Genomic DNA, 21,416 nt, shown 5'->3' with positions numbered 1-21,416 from the left:
CGGTTGATTCATAATCGGTAGTCTTTTTTGTTGCAAATTAGAGGATGAAAAGAATGAAAAAACTGTTACAAAAGATTGATATTAAGAGAAAAACAGCCGGATTTATGGCTTTGGTTTTAACTACTATGTCCTTCTTACCATACATACCTGGAAACATGGTTTCCTATGCAGACTATGCGCAGTTAATTGAAACAGTTTCCTTACCTTCTTGGGATGCCAGTCGGTATGAAGACGAGGCAAGTGCTAAAGGGTATCAACCTACAGGACTAATGTATGAAAATAAGGTGTTTCACTTAGGAGCACCAGTAAAAGATGGGAATTTTCCAGCAGGGGCTAAACAATATCTGGTAGAAAACAAACAGCATAGTAATGGAACGTATAAGGAGTATGATAAAACATTTATCTATTGTGTGGAAGGTCATACGGAAAATGGAATGATTCACTTAGGTGGCCAAGCTTTTTTAGAAAAGGTGTGGTCACCAGCAGATCCACCCCTAATATTTCCCAAAGGAGATAATGCAAACGATCCAGCTCTTAAGAAATTTAACTTTCTTATGATTATATATGCAACGCATATGGGACGGAATGACAGCATTGAAGCCTGTAATGATGTCAATGCAGGAACTGCAAAGTATATTGTGGCTTCCATCGTCAACTGGATGGCCGCAGATGAATGCAAGTTTACAGGTGATTTTAAGGCTGATCTGCAACTATTTCGTGAAGATGCAAATTATAAATCTGTGATTCAGCAGATGAATCCTAATGCTGTTGGGGATCGCTCTGTGTACAATCAATTGGCTAGTAGAAGTGTGGCACCGGAGTATGCAGCCAGAGGGTGCGATAACTGGGCCGAGTGGATGTTTGGAAATATATGGGATGCAGCTAGTATTACACGCCAATTTACAACTGATTCAGAAGAAACGGTCTATTTTGCCAAAATGGATCATTCTACAGATGCTTATACCATTACAATTCCTTATCCCAATGAGACGGTAAAGGCATATTATCAAGGTTTTTCAGCTAAGGATCTGTATGGTGATTGGACGTATATTGGGCCGACAGAAGCCGGTCTTGTATTCACCTCTCAATCTGGTGAGACTCCAGAGGATGGAAAAGGGATTGGTACCCTTTACTGGGCAAACTCATCTCAGGTGGGGGCAGAGCTGGCGAAGGATCTTGGTTCTGCCGGGCTTGCAACTTTTAAATTTTATACACAAATTCCAGGAAGCTTTCAATATGCTTTTGATCGTTCCCAGACCTACTTTGCGGCCAAGCTTGATAAAGAGTTGGAAGTCCACGTTCGAGTTGGTTCCGGGAAAGGTGGGCAAGTAAAACGTTATAAACATACGGAAGGCTTTGGAGCCAGCTATAACGTGTCCCTGTCTACCTTTGATTCAGAGACAGGAAAACCTCTGGCCGGTTCCCAGTGGGATATCTTAGAAAAGTTTGACGATTCCCAGCTTGATGATACGGACTTAGATCTTGACGATCCAGGAAGCTATTCTTCCAACCTTGGCTCCTTAACGGGAGCATCCTGGGATGAGGATGCGGGAGGAGATGAAGAACGGATTTCTACCAATTATAGCGGAGATACCGGGCTGAACGATTCCGAATCAAACCGTTACAACCAGGGGAATTCCTCCGGCTCCCAGTTTGAGCGTTGGAGTGATCCGGAACGAGATCCTTGCTCCGCTGATAAGCATATCACGGGGGAAAACGGAGAACTGTACTACGTGGATTCCCAGGGAAAGATAGTAAATAGAGAAGCCCACTCTGATAATAAAAATTATACCTACGAGAAAGGATATTGCTCAGGGCATCCAGCCCCAGTCATTGAGTATGAAGAGGTTCCTGAACCAGAGTATGACGAAGAAACGGATGAACAGACCAATGAAGATGAAATTGAAGCAGTAGAGCAGTACAACCAGGAACTTCATGATACGAAATGGGCGGAGTGGCTGGCCGGAGTGCAGGAGTGTGAGCGTCTGGTAGAAAAAGGAGGTTTCTTCCATGCCATTGATCCAAGCGGTGCACCACAAAAGGAAGCCTTAGAACAAGACCGGGATCAGTTTTATAAGGACTTCATTTCCTTAGATTACGAGTACTCGGCAAAGGAGACCACACCAGCTCCAGGCTATGCCCTTCATGGCAGCCATCCCGATGATATCCCGATAGAGTGGAGAACCGTTTCATCCAGTGAGTATAAGAATTACCGTTCTTCTGGTAAGCGTTCTGCCAACTTAGAGGGCGGATCAGACATGGAGGAAGATTCTATTTCCCTTGATACGTCCCTCCTTCAGCAAGATGATTTCACCTCCAGACAGGACTTACTCATGGGCTTTGGTGCCGTAGAGCAAGTGGATCTGGTCCATGAAAAGGATTTTATTGTATCTGACCAAGAAGCAGAAGCGGAACATGAGACAGAAGTAGAAGTTCCTTCCGAGAATGAAACAATGGAACAACCGGTAGAAGAAACAAAGCCAGAAACGGAAGCAGAGAGTCAGAAGCAAACAGAAACAGAAGAGGAGGAAGAAGCAACATCTGAAACCACGGAAGTAACAACAGAAGTAGAAACACAGCCAGAGACCAGTGCAGAAGCACCAGAAGAGACAGCGGAACAGGAGACCCAGGAATCCCAAGCAGAAAATCTGAAAGAGACCATTCCGGAAACGCTTCCTATGGAACTTCCACAACCAGTCAAAAAGAAAAAGGCCACTCTTTCCCAGGCAGATGCCGTTAATGGCGGGATCTCCTTTACCGGCTTTTTGGAACAGATTGAGGCAAGCATTACATCAAGTCTGCGAATGGTAGCTGACAAAACAAATTCCCTATTGAAATTGACCAGTAAGAAAAAGGGGGCTGGAGGAAGCTCCTCCTTATCCTCACTTCCGGAGTCAACGGAGACCAGCCGGATATCTCCCCCAAGTTCAAACATCATTGACTGGACCTTTATTGTTTACGACCACCGGGTGGAGGGTGATATCCATATCAATAAAAAGGACATGGATCTAAAGAAAGGGGAATCCGGGAATTACAACGCTTACGGGGATACCCAGGGAGATGGAAGTATGGAGGGAGCAGTGTACGGGCTGTTTGCAGCCACCGATGTTTCCCATCCAGACGGGCATTCCGGAGTGGTATTTCAAAAGGATGACCTGGTTTCCGTATCAACCACAGACCGGAATGGGGAAGCCAGTTTCTTGACCATTATCCAGGCACCGGGACATACCTATAATTATCAAACGGGAGCCATTGAAAGGAGACCTGGCGGTTTTGCTGATATTGCCCCGACAAATCTCTACACCTCCATGGGAAAGGCGGTGAGTAAAGAGGCCGACCTGGAACGGTTTGAGGGCCATACCTCCGGTGGGAGCAGCATTTCCATGACAGACAGCCGAGGTGAGACCGCATCCGGCTACCAGAAGCTTTCCTCCAACCAAGGACGGGACGGCACCGGAGAGGGCAGTCATTTCTACCCCATAGAAAACAATGAGGCACTGAACGGAAATGCCTGGATCGGCCGGCCGCTTTTGGTAGGAGCTGACGGAACCCAGTATTATATCAAGGAGCTGACCCGGTCGGAAGGCTATGAACTTTCCGTGTATGGAAAAGATGCAGCCCATACGAACCGGGAAGCCTTTGAAGCCGGAGGGAATCCATCGGCAGAGGGGACTGTTTCCGCAGGAAGCCTGGAGGTAGACCGTTTAAAGAAAAGCAATACCTTCACCATAAAAAGCAGTGGAACCATAAACGGGTATCAGATCTACGCCCAGGGAATCCCGGCAGGAGCCTCCTTTTACGAAACAAGAAGCCAGATCGTGGAAGATCCCAAGGGGACCCATACGGAGTATGTATCCAGGGAAGAAACAGCCCTGGCAGAAGAAGCTGGAGCCAAGGTCATTATAAACGGCCAGAGCGTGGCTGCAAAGGCAGGAGATACCATAATCCTTCCCAATGGAGAGAGCGTGGTGGTAAGTCTGGTATCGGACCCGGAGTATGACTATACCGCAGTTCGTCCGGACAATGCTCTGCGCTATACCATTCCTACTCTTGAAGATAAAAAGAATACCGAGGACTTAACAGAGGATGCCAATGCAGCACTAAAGAAAGCTTCCTTTAAGGAACCAGATGAGGGAGCCCCTTGGATGTTAGTTCCCGTGGAGGGTGAGACCTTTGAGGAACAGGCAAAAAGTTTGTATGAAGGTATGGAGGAAGCTGGACTATCTGTTTTTAACTGCTTACGCATCGAGGAAATCACAGATGGAAATGCCGTGATCCGCTATTCCTACCGGGTGGGGACCTCCATTTCTTCCGGGATATACGATGAAGCCAGAAAAATAGTCCTTGTAAAACAGCCAATCATTTACAAGATCAAGGGGACGGAAGTTTCCGGATATGTATATCTTTCCTACACCGTGGATCAGCTGGAGGACTATAAGGAAAATGGGAACGGCTTTCTTACCTTTGCCAAGGTAAAAGCTGGGGAGCTTTCAAAGAAAGAGGCTGTTTTTCCAGAAGATTTATCAACGATCACCTTACAGGAAAGCCGGGAACGGACCTATTGGGTCTACGCCCAGGGCGAACCTATCCGTAACAATGATGGAAGTATTAAAAAAGTCATGGTAGAGGAAGAGATCCAGGTAGCACCAGGCTATGAGTTAAAGGACGTTGATACACCCGTCACTGCCACATATGACGGAACGGGATATACCATAGAAGCATCTGGAGGTGAGGGAACCGAAACAAAAGAGTACCGGATCAAATACAATACGGAGCTGATGGAAGGGACCTATACCACGCCCCAGGAGTATGCAGAGTACTATGGTAACATTTCTGTTACGCCCAAGATGGCCAGTGCAGGAAGTTACATCGAATCAGTGACGCTCCGGTATGATCGGACCCGGATTGATTCTGATGGTGGGACCAGACAAGCCCCTGTTTCCCTACTGGGACGGCCTATCATGCAGAAAGCAAAGATCACAAAGGACATATCGGTCCAGGTGGATGGAACCTATGAAGATAATACCTACGCAAAGGCTGGAGCAGAAGATAAGTTTACCAAAGAGGGAGGTGGAACCAAAGATAACGCAAGCTACAAGAAGAACTTCCGGTTCAAAGCCTACTTAAAATCCAACTTAGAACGGCTCTACCGGGCAGAGGATGGAAGCATTCTCTGGCAGGACCGGAACGGAAATACCGTGGATATCAAAGCTTACCTGGATTCATTTCCAGAAAAGGTACAAAAGCTATACACTAACGTAGACCATGAGACTGAACCTCTGAAAAAAAATTCCAACCAGGCAGTAATTGCCAATTTTGAACTTTATAGTTACACAAACAATTATATCAATGCAGATCAAAATTCAGGATATACAGCAATCTTAGAAAAAGGCTTGCAGAAGGTGAAGGATGAAGCCGGAAACGACCGGGAGATTAGAGGTTACAACTATGAGAAGTTTTTTGATGGAATCAAAGTGGCCAATGAAGATAAATGGGACCGGACGGACAATGGCAGCACTTCCTTTAAACCCTTTGCCTGGATCAAGCAATTACTGTTTGGAACGGCCGGAGGTCAAAAGGAATACCCGGCCATCCATAACAATCCAGACATGAAGAACAATATAAACACCTCTCCTGAAGCTGAAAGCAATTCCCAGCGTTCCGATCATGTCCGCCAGTTTGCAATTACCTGGTATTTAGATGATGAAGTAGCAAAGCTGATAAAACAGAATCCGGCCGGAGAAACAGAGGGAGCTTCCGGACAGGAGAAATATCCGGATGAACTTTATGATAAGGCTTTGTCTGAAGCCATTAAAAAAGCAGAGAATTATTTAAAACCGTTCTTCAGCTACGACCTTGATGAAATTTATTCCATTCATTGGGACAGTGAAGCAGAGGGAGGAAAAGACAAAGATATTACGACCCTAAGCGCCGATCAGGAAGATACCGAGGCCGGATATTGCTATGGAGTGTCAGAATATCTCCCCTACGGAACCTACGTGGCCGTGGAACAGCAGCCTTTTAATAAAGACTTAGGAGATCTTTTCAATAAGCACTATAAGACAGATGCTCCAAAGGAAATCGAACTTCCAGCGGTATACGAAGGAGGGAAAGCCGGATCAGATCAGACACCGGAAGCCATGAGTCACTATTACAACTATAATGCTTCTGACAGCGTGGCAGCACTTTCTTCCAAATATCACATTCGATTCAATGAGGAATGGCCAGGAGAAAATGGAGAGGACAAGCGTAAATATGTGATCCGGGCGCACAGCCGGTTAGGAGATTATGAAATTTATCCTTATAGTTTAGACCTTCAGGCAATTTCCGGTACGTCTCCTGGAGACCCATCTGGGAAAGGACACTTTACTATCACGCAGGAAAAGTACGATCCGGGAAAAGATTACTATAACACCATGGTCCACTCCAAGGAAGCCGGAGGCAGTCCAAGCAGCCATTACCTGGCTGACGATGGAAATGCCGGAAAGAGAACGCCAAACGGCTCCACCTATGAGACTGATGGCGTAGAAAAAATCTACCGTTACGGCTCTATCTCAGAGGATAAACAAATCTATGACCAGGTGGCTTTTCCATCAGAGAGTGGAGTAGTCTATCAGGATCATGTAACGGCTATGGAGGGAATGCAGACCGCCTTTGATGGTAAGTATGCTTCCATGTTAGTTCCCTGGTCCGTGACAGAACCGGCCAATGAGCAAACGGATGCCGTTCAAAATCAGGATGGGACCTCCAGCTACAAAGGGTATGGATATCGGAAATTCACAAATACCTTTTATAAAAGCCGGTTACGAATTGAAAAGCTGGATTCCGAAACAGGAGAAAATATCTTACATGATGGGGCCATCTTTGCCCTGTATGCCGCTTCCAGAGAGGATGGAGAAACCACGGATGGTCTGGTGAAATTTTATGAGACTGAAACCAGAATTAAAGGCTCCAAGGAGTTTTTAGAAGCCATGGGAGCAGATAAGATAAATAATTCTGGATTGCTGGATGAAACGGGACAGACTCTATGGACCGGAATTGTCCCGGCAGGAACCCCTATCTGTGAGGAAGCAAAGCAAGTGATCCTCGCTGATCAGGAAGGTAGAAGGACTGGACAGTTCGAAGCCTTTACCACCACCAGGGACGGCCATCAGGCCAAGGAAGAGGATAAAGGAAAGATAGAATACCAAGATCAGAACACCGGATACCTTGTCACCCCTCAGCCTCTTGGCGCAGGGACTTATGTCCTTTGCGAAATCAAACCTCCCGCTGGTTATGTGAGAACAAAGCCGGTGGCCATTGAAATCTATTCCGATCAGACCACATATTACCTGGACAGAAACCGGGATGAGAGAGTGGCCGCAGCTATTTATGAGAATCAAGGTGAAGATGGGGCCATGAAAGAGGATACCGCAAGGGTCTATGTGGGAAATACCCCGGTCCGCTTAGAAGTATCCAAAATCAAGGATTCTGCAAAGACCATCACCTACCAGACCGAAACCAGAGTGGAAGGAACCGAACTGGAATTAAAGCAGAGATATGGAGCAGAAAACCTGGAGTTTGGCTATAAGAACGGGACCTACTTAGGATATGGCTGGTTCAAAGGGACGTTAGAAGCACTTCTGGCCAGAAAAGAAGCCGGAGAAGATGTGGAGCCAGTTTATTTCAGTGGTGTGTTTGCTGGATATGGCCTGGTCTCCAGACCACTGGACACCGCTGACCATAAGAACCGTTACGCAGCCGGAGCAAAGATGGCGCTTTACGATGCCATTGAGATCAAAGAAAACGGAGACAGCGAAGATTACGGGTATAATGGAGTGGAAGTGACCAGAGACCGCAATAATAACGTCCAGTCCATAAAGGTGAAAAAAGGATATGCAGGAAGTACCGTAGAATTTATCAACAAGCAGGATCTGGAAGGAAGCCTATCCGGAGGAACCGGAGAAGGTACCTGGATGTTTCAGACCATTGACCGGGAAGATACCGACATTCTCTTTTATTCTCTGGCAGATCTTACGGTTACAGAAACAGGCACTGATGGAGCAGTCTACGGTTATGACAGGAACAGCAATAAGGTATCGGTAAAGAACCGGGAATCCATCTTTGTGTTAAAGGCAGGAAAACCAGTCTTTGAGCTGACTGGGGGGGATTTAACCAAGGTCCGCTATACAAAGGCAGACAAGCTCCTAACACTACCTTCTGAAACAACACTTTATCACTTAGATTCGGAAGGGAACCGGGATGCATTTGTTAATCCTACCACCGGTATGGCCTATACCCGGAGTAGCGGGGCAGATCCCACCAAAGAGGGAGACATGCTTCTGGTATGGCCGGTCAAGCTATCAAAGAATAAGACCGGAGCTATCATAGCCAGAGAAAAGATAAGAACCTTCCGGATTGCTTCCGTGAATGCAGATACCGACCAGGAGTACACCACCGGAACGTACCAGGGTAAAACCTTTCAAAAGAGCATGAATCCAGTATTCAACGGTCATGGCCTACTAGAGTACTACCAAAAATCAGAGGAGACCTACAAAAAGGGAGATCCAATTTATGACATTGACGGGGATTATGTGAGATACAAATACGATGATCTCTTAGAGTCCTTTAACCGGGGCGCTTACCGGATCAATCATAAGGCCGAAAGAGATGCTATCGGTTCAGAAGAGGATATCACCGACGATCCGAAGCTCTACTACCGCCAGGGCGAAGCCTGGGTCATGGAAAATACCTGGATCACTGGAGAAACCTATCCCAATGATCCGTTCCAATCAGAAAAGTCCGTTGGACAGGCAGATATGTTAAAACGTGTGATACCAGGGAAGTACATCATCGAAGAGGTAAAAGCTCCTTCCGGCTATCAAAAAGGCTTCCCCCAGGGAATCACCGTAACGGAACGTAAAGAGGTACAGACCGCCAGCATGGAAGATCCAAAAATCAAAGTGGAGATTACAAAGACGGACGCGCCTGGTCAGTACCGGATTCCGGTGATCAGTGACTATGACCAAGAGTTAGCCCCCCAGGAGAATCTTGTAATAACGGAACCCAAAGGCACTTACAGCTATCAGCAGATCACGGGGGCGCACCTGTCGCTTTATAAAGCGAAAAGAGTTTCCACCACAGACAGCAACACCTATCCCAAAGGTTATTATCTGGTAAAAACAGAAAATAAACCGGCAGAGTGGACCGTAGAAAACACGGAAGATAATGCACCGGTGCGTATTGTAGCCGACTGGATCACCGATGGGAAAGCCAAGTATTTTGAGGGTATCCCGGCAGGAGACTATATCCTGGAAGAAACTGAGGCAGCAAGCGGATATGTCAGAACTTCCATGGAGATTATCGTAAAACCAGCTGGTGACGTTCAGACCATTGACGTTACCAATGACCACACCAAACTGGAAATTTATAAATACTATTTAGACAGTAAAGGAAATCGGTTACTGTTACCAAATGATCACGCTGCCGGGCTCGCCCTTTATGAAGCAAAGACAAACCAAGATGGAACTATTTTAATGGAAGGGGGAAAACCTCAGTACGATCCAACAAAAAAGGTTGGGGAATGGACCACGGACAATTTAAGCGATTACACAGAGTTGACAGAAAAGAGTACGAAGTTTGGGGACCGCATAAAAGGCTTCTTAGGGATAGCGGATAATGAATCCAGTTTCCTAACAGATTTTGAAGCCGCTTACCGGGAAAAGGGGGAAGAGCTTACCTACCTTACCTGGTACACCAAAAGCGGAATACGGAGTGCAGAACTGACCGGGAGCACCTCGACCGGAAAGGGAGAGAGTATGACTCAGACCTGGACAACTGACACGGGGGCAACAATCCGGATTACCATTTACCGAAACGTCACAAACGGCGCTTTGGATTCTGATGGAAAGCTGCCTTTGATCTTTGAATACCAGTTCAATTATAAGGAATATGACGGCATAAAATCCTATGATACCTTAGAGGGAATGCACCGTTTTGATTATCTGCCTTTGAATGCAGAAACAAACGGGAAAAAAATAGGAGCCTATGTTCTGGTGGAAGAGAAGGTCCCGGACGGATTCGAACCGGCTGATCCAAAAGCAATCACCTTAACGGAAACAGGAGCCGTACAACGAGTAGGCTTACAAAATGAAGAGAAGTTCATTAATGTTTTAAAGGTTATTTCTGATGGGGCCAATCAGTATGCAGCCGAAGGAGCAAAACTTGCCCTATATCGGGCCGATGAAGCCGGAAGCTTTGTAAAGGATGAAAACCACTTTGTAGAGACCTGGATCTCCGGATCAGATGGACTCTATACCAAAGAAGATCAGTTTAATGACAAAATTATAGAAGGGTTCCAAGTGGGAAATCTAAAACCCCACCGAATCAGTAAGGTCGCATACGGAACCTACTACATTGTAGAGATCACTCCACCGTCCTATATGCAGAAAGCAGATCCAATAAAAATCGAAGTGGGAGCAGAAAAGATACCGGTTTATCGTTTCACCAATCACCCCACCATTGGAGCATTGGAAATCAATAAAAAGGCTTCAGACTCCACAGAGGGCTTAGAAAATGCCAGGTTTAAAGTAACAAACCAGGATACAGGAACTGTCTGGTATATGACAACCGGCACCAAAGGAAGCGCCATTTTAAGAAATCTTTCGGTGGGAAAGGTTCAGACAGATGGCACCGTAAAAGCCTACACTTACACGGTGGAAGAAATTTCTCCTCCTGATTTTTATCAGATCACCACAGGAGTGAAAAAGTTCCAATTTGATGGAACAGAGAGTGGCACAGAAGTGAAGTACAACTATGAAGTACGAAACAACCCCACAGAAATTCATTTCAAAAAAACGGACTTTAATACCGGTATAGCCGTAAAGGGCGCAGAGATTGCTGTTTATGAGGCAGCCGTGGTTGATGGAGAATATCAAAAGAACGGAGGGGCCATTGCAACGGTTGTTTCCGGAGAGAATGGTTTTACCTTAACGAAAAAACTAAAAGCAAACCAGCTCTACATCATGGAGGAGTTGAAAGCTCCAGCTGGATATGCGCTATCGAAACCAGTAATTTTTACGGTAAATAAAGCTGGAACGGGAATCAAAAATGTATCCAATGATTTTAATGTATTAAAACTGGCCAGCGATAACGGAGCCATTGAAGCGCTTACTGTAACTGGCCGGGTGCCCGTAAAGGTATATACCGTTATCAAGGACCTTGACACTGGTTATGAATTGCCAGCCTTAATCGGAACCGGAGAAAATCAAAAAGTAACAGCAATGGATGGCATTACGGAAGGCCATTTGTATGAAATCACAGAGTATACCAAATATTCCGATGGAAGGTCAGAAAAATCCTTTAAGGAAACCAGGCGAATTTACTTCAATGGAGATGGGAGTTATACCCTTCCTTCCCGGACGTATCTGGGAACCAGACAGGAATTAAAGGATGGGAATGGGAATGTCCTGGCAAGCTGGGCAGTGAATAATGATAATCACGATTACACGATTTTAAATCCGGTGATCAAAGAAGTTCCAATTGCCAAGGTAACAAGCAGCATTGGAGCGGATCATGGAGCTGTCAAGGCAGGAAACGTTATAAAGTATTCTATCACATATACAAACACCTATAACAAACCGGCTGATATCCGCATCAAAGCAGTTCTAACAGATGGACTGGAATATTTAAGATCCACGGACTATGGAACAGAGCAAAACGGAAACGTAACCTGGAATCTTACCGATGTTGCTGCCCATGAAAGCGGAACCGTGGACGTGGTTGTAGTTGTAAACGGTGAGACAGGATCACAAGCAAAAGCATGGTTTGAAACAAGAGTAAATGCCGTATCAAAACGTACCGTCCTGTCAAATCCGATTGTTCCAGATGGATCAATCACCATCATAAATAAGCTAACAGGTACCGGAATACCCGGTAGTACAGGGCACGCTGAGAATCAATCTGATACATTTACATACCACGTAAAGCTTACAGACCAGAATGGAACAATTTTGACTGGTTATCAGGCATTTAATGGCTCCTTAGCGGGACGAATCAAGGGAGAAGGAACCATTACTCTTTCAGGAGATGGATATATAACATTTACCGGACTCCCATATGGAACCAGATACGAAATTAATCAGGAACCAACAGATGATTACGAACTGAAAGGAGGGATCAGAACTGGAGAGATACAAAAGACGTTACAGAGCGCTGTCTTTATAAATAACAGAGATGATAATACAATTCGTGAAATTCTAACATCAGGAGGTAACTATTGTCTGACGGAGAATACTGTATACAGCGATAAAAATAGTATTACAAGTGGAGTATATAGATTCTCCATAAATAATCTGGGGATGGTTGATAATCTGGATATGGAAGATCGTCCGGTGAAATTAAATTTTCTTAAAGTAGACAGAGAGACTGGACATATGATAATAGGCGGACACTATAGCCTCATTGATGCGATTAGCAATAAGGTCTTGTATGAATTTACAATGACAGAAGCAAAATTAGTGGAAATCCCCTCTCATTTAATCAGCCCAGGTCAGCCGTACATTGTCCGTGAGGATATAGCTCCGGATGGTTACTCCTATGAAAATGATATTCTTTTTACAGCTGATAATGCTGGTATTTCAGAAACCATTGTTATGGAAGATAAACAGACTGAAGTGTACATTCAAAAAATAGATGAAGATACAGGAAAGATATTAGCTGGCGGACGCTTTTCCCTCTTGGAGAAAGATACCGGAAAACTCATAAAGTCCCTCACATTTGAAGAGAAGCAAATCCTAATAAAAGGGCAGCTCATTGCCGGACAATCCTATGAATTAATAGAAGAGGACCCCCCTGCTGGATATGCTTATAGTGAGAAAATGGAGTTTATGGTTCCCAGGGAGGCAACGAAGCTTACGGTAACAATGAAGGATAAAAAGACAACAATTTTCATAAAGAAAACAGCAAGAGCGCATACAACTGGAACTCCATCGGAAGCCGAGTCTCTCTTACCAGGCAATATTCTTCAGATATTAAATGAAGATAAATCGCCAGCAAAAGCCATTAGAGATTCTGATGCTTATAAAATAGGTGAGGAGCTGATTTTTACAACAACGGAAGAAATGAAAGTAATAAAAGGTCAATTATTAGCTGGTCATCAATACTGGATTCATGAGGTAAAACCTGCAAAGGGTTATTCTTATGGAGAGGATGTTCACTTTACTGTGAGCATGGACGGAACATTCGACGAGGTTTTAATGGTTAATGATGAGACTCAAGTAATACTATCTAAAAAATCAATCACAGATCAAAATGAGCTCCCCGGTAATCTCATGAGCATAAGAGATCAAAATGGTGCAATCATAGAGAGGTGGGTATCTATTCAAGAACCTCATCATATATTTGGAAAGCTGGCAGCAGGAGAATCATATTTTCTATGTGAAGATAAGCCTCAAAAAGGATATGCATATGCAGAATCTGTCTTGTTTACTGTAGAGAGGCAAAATGAAATTACATCAGTAAAAATGGTCAATGATACAACAAAAATTAAAATACATAAGGTAGATTCCAGTGGAAGGCAGCTTAAAGGCGCTGTTCTTCGAATATTAAATATGAAAGGGGAAGTTGTAATACCTGATTTCACAACAGCACCAACAGAAACAATAATAGAAGGGCAGCTGGAAGCAGGAGAAAAATACATACTCAAAGAAGTAGAACCTCCTGAGGGATATCAATTTTCTGAACCAGTTGAATTTGTTGTACCAAGAGCGGCTATAGTTGCTGATGTATACATGACAGATTTAAAGACTCCGGGGAAAACGGGAGGAGATCCAATACCTTTACCACCTCCACCCCAGACAGATCCACCCAACGAGCCTTTAAAAGTTGGTAAAGTTACTGCCTTTTATCAAAAAGTCCCCTTAAATCCTTCCTGGTTGGAACTGATTTATGGTAAAAAAGGAAAGATAAATGGGGAGAAAACGGGGGATCATTTTTCATTTCTCATTTGGACCATGGGGATATTCATCAGTCTGACAGGTACAATTATTATATTGAAAATAGGAAAACAGAAAAAACAAAAAAAGACCAAACAGAAAATGTGATAAGAACTACAAGTAAATAAACAATGCTCCCTTCGGGGAGCATGAAACAGAAAACTATTAAAAAAATTAAAAGGAATAAAAAAATTAAAGATAAGTAATTTCAATTAATTCTTGGAACAAATATAGAATCCAAAGAAGCCTGAAAATAAGTTTTAAGAGGACATTATACAGAAATAAAACAGAAATTCAAATAGAAATTCAAAAGGAAATACAAGAAGAAATTCACGAAGAAATACAAGAAGAATGTCACGAAGAAATACAAGAAGAATGTCACGAAGAAATTCAAGAAGAAAATCAAGAAGAAAATCAAAGAGAAAATCAAAAAGAAAATCAAAAAGAGGATCAAAGGGAGAATCAAAGAGTCAAAAAAAGAATCAAAAAAGAAATCAAAAAGAGTAAGGAATAAGAGAATAAAGAGAAAAAATAGAGTAAGTAGATTAAGGAGGTTAAGGAAAGCTAAAAGCAAAAAAGAAAATAATAAATGACTCAAAGAAAGAGTCAAAAGGAGTGACAAATAGAGAGCTCAAAAGAACACAAGAAAAACCAATATAAAATAAACCATAAAATCCAACTTTCAAATAACAAGCTATTGAATTTAGTAAAAAATCTCAGACCGCTCAAAATATGCCTATTAGCATTCTGGTTTTCTGCATTTCTTATCTCTGCAATAAAACTAACAAATCAAGCAAATCTATATATGTCCTCCAATAAAGAATACTCAAATCTGAGCCAAACCATTTGGAGCCCTCAATCTGACAATCAAAATCCAACCATTAATACAGAATCCAGTTATAAATCGCCCATTGAAATCAATCCAGATTACCTCATGTGGTTATCCATACCGGGGACGGCCATTGATTATCCGGTAACAAGAAGCCAACAGCCAGGTTACTACTTAAATCACACCTTTATGCGAACTAAAAACCCAAGTGGCTGCTTATTTGTTCAAGAGGACGCGCCTGAACCAGGAGAAGGGAATACGGTAATATTCGGCCATAATATGAAGGACGGAACTATGTTTGCAGACTTAAAGCGATATATGAAGCCGGAATTTTATAAATCTCACAGTATAATCCAACTACATTACAAGGACAAATGGTATAAGGCAGTTATCTATTCTATCCAAATCAGAAATGAAACTGATCTTACATGCTATGAATCAGAATTTTTACTACCATCGGAAAAAACAGAATTTATCCATAAGATGAAAAGTAGCTCCATGTATGAGACGTCCTATTTGCCAACCTCCAACGATGGCTTAATCACCTTATCAACCTGCTATGGATCAATGGAACGAATGATTGTACAGGCTGCTTTGATATGCTATACTAATGATTAGCAATTGTATAGTTAAAAATACAAGGAGGTCAAAGCTATGGACACAATAAAAATTGGAATTATAGGAGCAGGGAGAATTGCCTCTATATTAGCTGATACGATGGTAAAAATGCCTGAAGTTGAGCTTGTTGGCATTGCTTCCAGAAGTTTGGAAAAAGCCCAGGAATTTGCAGAACGTTTTTACATTAAAAAGGCTTATGGTACTTATGAGGAGATGGTAAAAGACCCGGAAATTGAGCTGGTCTATATTGCAACACCTCACTCAGAACATTGCAATCATGCAAAGCTATGTCTGGAAAATGGGAAGCATGTTCTTTGTGAAAAGTCATTTGCAGCCAACGTGGCGCAGGCGAAAGAAATGATTACTATGGCAGAAGATAAGAAGCTTCTGATCACAGAAGCCATGTGGGTGCGATACATGCCAATGGCTAAGACTATTAAAGAGGTCCTAAATTCTGGTGTTATTGGGGAGCCTATGACACTTACGGCCAATCTCTGCTATCTGGTTTCTGATAAACCCCGCTTGATAAAGCCTGAGCTTGCCGGAGGTGCGCTTCTTGATGTAGGCGTCTATACTATAAATTTTGCTTCTCTCATATTTGGTGATGAGGTTACAGATATAAAGTCCAGTGTAATAAAGACTGAAACCGGAGTGGATGCACAAAACAGCATTACACTTTGTTATCCCGACGGGAAAATGGCCATTTTAAACAGCTCTTTGCAGGTTCTTTCAGACCGCCAGGGTATTATTTATGGAACAAAAGGATACATGGTGATTGAGAATATCAATAATTTTGAGTCCATCAAGGTTTATGATAAGGATCGAAAAGTGATTGAGACTCATGAAAGACCTGAGCAGATTTCAGGTTATGAATATCAGATTACGGCCAGTGCGGAGGCTATAAAAAATGGCTGGACAGAATGTCCGCAAATGCCTCATAAGACGACCCTTGATATTATGAAGATCATGGATGAGCTTAGAAATCAGTGGGGATTACGTTACCCATTTGAATAACAAAAAGACTGCTGAAGTAAGATGAATACCAGAGCTTAATTGCAGATATCCCCTGCAAGCTCCAGTATAAATACTTACTTTCAGCAGCCTTTTTTATTATTGAACCAGAAATCAACCCAATTTGACTATAGTTATAAATCGCGCTATAACCTATCAACGAACCTCATTCATACGGCCATTGGCATCCACGTAAGATCCTTCCACCATTCGGTTTGTAGCCATAAGTCCGAGTACTCCGTCCTGGTTCTGGTTAAAATAGTACCAGGATCCGTTGATTCTATGCCAGCCGGTAGACAGGATACCATACTCGTTAGTATAAAACCAACCGTTATAATCAGGATCGTATACCCAGCCGATTACCATAGAACCTTCCTGTTTGCCTTTTTCTTTGCTAAAGAAATACCAGTGGCTGTTTAAATATTTCCATCCGGTCACCATGTATCCATTGTCCATAAAATAATAGGAATATCCTTGATATTCTGCCCATGTACCTGCTGGGGAAGAAGAATTCCAAAAATTGACAAAGCGCCAGCCCACTTCGTCCTGGACCCACTGGCCGGAGATATAAACGGATTCATCCTTTGTATGGGCGAAGCTCAAGGTATGGCTGGAGCCTGCAAGGAGAAATAAAAATAGGGCGGTCATTGCCACAATGGAGCGCATAATAAGCTGGCGTTGAATTGTTTTCATAAGGACAGTAACCTCCTGACTTTCGTAATAATTGAATTATTATTTACGATTATAAGTGATGATAGTATAAAATACAATGCAGGTTAGTGAACCGTAAGGTTTTCGACTGAAATCCTTTCGAATTTTACGGAAAATATCTTGACACCTTAAAAATGGTTTGTTATATTACATATAGAACAAAAAACAATGCTTCTATTTATGTCGGGAAAGAGGAGGAAGCTATTATGAACATTAATAAATTTACACAAAAATCCATGGAAGCCGTGCAAAGCTGCGAGAAGCTTGCCTACGAATATGGAAACCAGCAAATCGAGCAGGAGCATTTGCTCTACAGCTTACTTACCATTGAAGACAGCCTGATCTTAAAGCTTATTACGAAAATGAACATACAAAAAGAACAGTTTTTAAATGAGACGGTTCAAGCGATTCAAAAGCTTCCTAAAGTAAGCGGAGGTCAGCTCTATATCAGCAATGACTTAAATAAGGTTTTAATCAGTGCCGAGGATGAGGCAAAGGGAATGGGAGATGAATATGTCTCTGTAGAACATTTATTCCTTGCCATTTTAAAGCAACCATCAAGGGCTGTGAAAGAGCTGTTAAGAAGCTACGGAATTACAAGGGAAAGCTTTTTACAGGCACTTTCCACTGTCAGGGGAAACCAGCGGGTAGTGAGTGATAATCCGGAATCTACCTATGATACCCTAAATAAATATGGCTATGACATGGTAGAGCGAGCCAGGGACCAGAAGCTGGATCCTGTCATAGGCAGGGACAGCGAGATTCGAAATGTAGTCCGTATTTTATCAAGAAAGACAAAAAATAATCCAGTTCTTATTGGTGAGCCTGGAGTTGGTAAGACTGCAGTGGTAGAGGGGCTTGCCCAGAGAATTGTCCGGGGTGATGTGCCGGAAGGCTTAAAGGATAAAAAACTGTTTGCACTGGATATGGGTGCTTTGCTTGCAGGTGCTAAATACAGAGGTGAATTTGAGGAGCGTCTAAAGGCTGTACTTGACGAAGTGAAAAAGAGCGATGGACAGATTGTTCTCTTTATTGATGAGCTTCACACCATTGTGGGAGCCGGTAAAACAGAAGGCTCTATGGATGCAGGAAATATGTTAAAGCCAATGCTGGCAAGAGGAGAGCTGCATTGTATAGGTGCTACGACCCTTGATGAATACCGTCAGTACGTTGAAAAGGATCCGGCTCTGGAGCGGCGGTTCCAGCCGGTCACAGTAGATGAGCCTACGGTCGAGGATACCATTTCTATCTTAAGAGGGTTAAAAGAAAGGTATGAGGTCTACCATGGGGTAAAGATCACAGACTCAGCCCTTGTTTCAGCTGCTACCTTGTCCGACCGGTATATCAGTGAGCGGTTTTTACCGGATAAGGCCATTGACCTGGTGGATGAAGCCTGTGCCATGATTAAGACAGAGCTTGATTCCATGCCTGCAGAGCTTGATCAGTTATCCAGAAGAATCATGCAGATGGAAATCGAGGAGGCAGCTCTGAAAAAAGAAACCGACCGCTTAAGCCAGGACCGTTTATCGGAGCTTCAGAAAGAACTTGCCGAGCTTCATGATGAATTTGCATCTCAGAAGGCCCAGTGGGAAAATGAAAAGGCTTCCGTAGATCGTTTGTCCTCTTTAAGAGAAGAGATAGAGAGCTTAAACCGGGAGATTCAGGATGCCCAGCAAAAATATGATCTAAATCGGGCTGCAGAGCTTCAGTATGGAAAGCTCCCACAGCTTCAAAAAGCTTTGGAAGAGGAAGAGGAACGGGTAAAAAATCAGGACCTCAGTCTTGTTCATGAAAATGTGACGGAAGAAGAGATTTCAAGAATCGTATCCAAATGGACTGGGATTCCAGTATCCAGGTTGACGGAAAGTGAGAGAAACAAGACGCTTCATCTGGATAATGAGCTTCATAAACGTGTCATCGGCCAGGAAGAGGCCGTGATTAAAGTGACGGAGGCAATCATCCGTTCCAAGGCTGGAATAAAAGATCCCACTAAGCCCATTGGTTCTTTCCTGTTTTTAGGACCCACGGGAGTTGGTAAGACAGAGCTTGCAAAGGCATTGGCTGAGAGCTTATTTGATGATGAAAATAACATCGTCAGAATTGATATGAGCGAATATATGGAAAAGCACTCCGTATCCCGTTTAATTGGAGCTCCTCCTGGATATGTAGGCTATGATGAGGGAGGCCAGCTGACGGAAGCTGTGCGCAGAAAACCGTATTCTGTGGTATTGTTTGATGAGGTGGAAAAGGCTCATCCTGATGTATTCAATGTGCTTTTACAGGTATTAGACGATGGCCGGATTACAGATTCTACAGGAAAGACTGTGGACTTTAAGAACACCATTATCATCATGACTTCCAATATCGGATCCCAGTACCTGCTTTCCGGAATTGATGAAAATGGAGAAATCATGGGAAATGCAGAAGCAATGGTAATGAATGAGCTAAGAGGTCATTTCCGTCCCGAGTTCTTAAACCGTCTGGATGAGATCATTCTATTTAAGCCTTTGAGCAAGGAAAATATTACCGGAATCATTGATCTGCTCATGATGGATTTAAATAAACGGTTACAGGATCGTGAACTAAAAATTGAACTTACAGATCCTGCAAAAAATATCGTAGTCGATCAGGGATATGATCCAGCATACGGTGCCCGTCCATTAAAACGGTATCTCCAAAAGCACGTGGAGACACTGGCAGCTAAAATAATTCTTGGTGACGAGATAAAAGCAGGTGATCTCATCGTAGTTGACGCCTCTGAGGATGGCAGCAAGCTAATAGCCTACTTGGAATAGTCAAACTTCTCCCATAAAATTTTACCCCTATATAGGACCAATCATTATAAAAGTCCTGTATAGGGGTAATTTTATATCTATGTCATTCATATGAAAACATGGGAAGACGTGCGCACGCATGTGTCCCGCATATGTATATGCATAAACACATGCACAAACACATGGACATGCACAAAAACATGGACATGCACAAAAACATGCACAAACACAAACACATACACACAAATTCTATGGTCAGCCCCTTTATGTCATACTATATGCTTGCTATGCACATGCGAATGTAGAGACACATGCAATTGCAATGTTCGGTGCACTACGCAGCAGCCTGCAATCTATTATAAATCATATTTATAGATATATTAAATAACAGCCATCTCATTAAAAGAAAACCTCATTTTCTCTCAACCGCTTAAGACTTCCAAAGAATATCCCTGTTAACCGTCTGGTAGAACATTTCACGAATCTTCTTCTGGTCCTCCGTCTGGCCAAGAATCCACATAAGCTTAGTAACCGTTGCTTCCAGAGTCATATCATAAGCTTCTAAAAGCCCGAATTCCTTCTTTATGGAATGTCCCACCTCGTATACGGACATATTGCTGCCTTCATTGGTCACCTGGGTGGTCATGACCACTGTTTTCCCAAGAGAGATCCATTTTTCAATGGCATTATAAAAATCACCGGAATCATAGGAGGGAAGACCGCCGACACCAAAGGATTCAATGATAACGGCATCATAATGTTCCGCCATATAATCAAGGACATGGGCGCCCATGGAAGGGATCAGCTTCATAAGAGCCACATTTGGATTCAAATCATGAAAAAAATGGAGCTTGCCGGAGTATGTTTTTTTGTCATCAAGGTAAAATATAACATGGCCATCCTGAATGGTCGCAATATACGGAAAATTGATGCTTGAGAAAGCGTTATAGCTTTTGGTTCTCACCTTTTTACCTCTGGTCCCGGCTATGGCTTTGCCGTCAAAAACGATGGTCACCCCATGGGCTCTGTCATCGCTTGCAAAACGGAGGCTGTCGAAAAGGTTGGTGCGGGCATCTGTATTTTCCATATCTATGGGTTTTTGCGCACCGGTAATCACAATGGGCTTATGAGAATTCTGAATCATATAAGACAAAGCAGCCGCGGTATAAGCCATGGTGTCAGTGCCGTGGCAGATGACAAAGCCGTCGTAGTCCTCGTAATGGGTTTCAATGGCTTTCGAGATAATGAGCCAGTGTTTGGGCTGCATATTGGTACTGTCGATATTTAAAATTTGCAGGCTGTCGGCCTGGCAGAATTCTTTGGCATCCGGAACGTATGAGAGCAGCTCATTGGAAGTTAAAAGGGGTTTTAGTCCGGAATCGCCACGCTTACAGGCTATGGTCCCACCTGTGCCCAGCATTAGTATTTTTTTCATTGAGATTACCTCCTGCAAGATTCTGAACAAGATTGTAGCACTTCTTTTTCCATTCGTACAGGCCA

Annotated in this window: 6 protein-coding genes; 4 read left to right on the top strand and 2 right to left on the bottom strand. The window is 43.3% G+C overall.

Annotated features, from left to right (window positions below; translation table 11 throughout):
* Nucleotides 1-53 precede the first annotated feature (53 nt).
* The 3 genes from T546_RS23505 to T546_RS0112875 all read left to right on the top strand — a co-directional run bounded on the left by T546_RS23505 (nt 54) and on the right by T546_RS0112875 (nt 16,434).
* Nucleotides 54-14,081: an MSCRAMM family protein gene (locus T546_RS23505; protein WP_051629808.1), complete on the top strand. Its 14,028-nt coding sequence runs from the start codon at nt 54-56 to the stop codon at nt 14,079-14,081.
* 697 nt (nt 14,082-14,778) lie between these two features.
* Complete coding sequence (locus tag T546_RS23500) at nt 14,779-15,420, top strand: class B sortase (protein WP_051629807.1); 642 nt, start codon at nt 14,779-14,781, stop codon at nt 15,418-15,420.
* 36 nt (nt 15,421-15,456) lie between these two features.
* A complete protein-coding gene (locus T546_RS0112875) occupies nt 15,457-16,434 on the top strand; it encodes a Gfo/Idh/MocA family protein (RefSeq protein ID WP_084326374.1) in 978 nt (325 codons plus the stop codon).
* A gap of 153 nt (nt 16,435-16,587) precedes the next feature.
* On the opposite strand, the gene T546_RS0112870 is transcribed toward T546_RS0112875, so the two are convergent.
* Entirely contained in the window at nt 16,588-17,124 is a 537-nt protein-coding gene (locus tag T546_RS0112870; RefSeq protein WP_026891960.1) for a glucan-binding protein, read from the bottom strand.
* A 224-nt stretch (nt 17,125-17,348) separates the two neighbouring features.
* On the opposite strand from T546_RS0112870, the gene clpB reads away from it, so the two are divergent.
* Nucleotides 17,349-19,937 (top strand): ATP-dependent chaperone ClpB, encoded by a 2,589-nt coding sequence (gene clpB, locus T546_RS0112865; protein ID WP_026891959.1) that lies wholly within the window; start codon nt 17,349-17,351, stop codon nt 19,935-19,937.
* 409 nt (nt 19,938-20,346) lie between these two features.
* On the opposite strand, the gene T546_RS0112860 is transcribed toward clpB, so the two are convergent.
* Nucleotides 20,347-21,351 (bottom strand): asparaginase, encoded by a 1,005-nt coding sequence (locus T546_RS0112860; RefSeq protein ID WP_026891958.1) that lies wholly within the window; start codon nt 21,349-21,351, stop codon nt 20,347-20,349.
* Nucleotides 21,352-21,416 lie beyond the last annotated feature (65 nt).

The organism is [Clostridium] aerotolerans DSM 5434 (assembly GCF_000687555.1).
Classification (GTDB): Bacteria; Bacillota; Clostridia; order Lachnospirales; family Lachnospiraceae; genus Lacrimispora; species Lacrimispora aerotolerans.
The sequence above is the reverse complement of the archived record's forward strand: the minus strand, read 5'-3'. Positions and strand labels throughout refer to the sequence as shown.

Coding starts and splice junctions, on each gene's coding strand:
- T546_RS0112875 (WP_084326374.1), top strand. CDS start 15,457: ATGGACACAATAAAAATTGGAATTATAGGAGCAGGGAGAATTGCCTCT.
- T546_RS0112870 (WP_026891960.1), bottom strand. CDS start 17,124: ATGAAAACAATTCAACGCCAGCTTATTATGCGCTCCATTGTGGCAATG.
- T546_RS23500 (WP_051629807.1), top strand. CDS start 14,779: ATGTCCTCCAATAAAGAATACTCAAATCTGAGCCAAACCATTTGGAGC.
- T546_RS0112860 (WP_026891958.1), bottom strand. CDS start 21,351: ATGAAAAAAATACTAATGCTGGGCACAGGTGGGACCATAGCCTGTAAG.
- T546_RS23505 (WP_051629808.1), top strand. CDS start 54: ATGAAAAAACTGTTACAAAAGATTGATATTAAGAGAAAAACAGCCGGA.
- clpB (WP_026891959.1), top strand. CDS start 17,349: ATGAACATTAATAAATTTACACAAAAATCCATGGAAGCCGTGCAAAGC.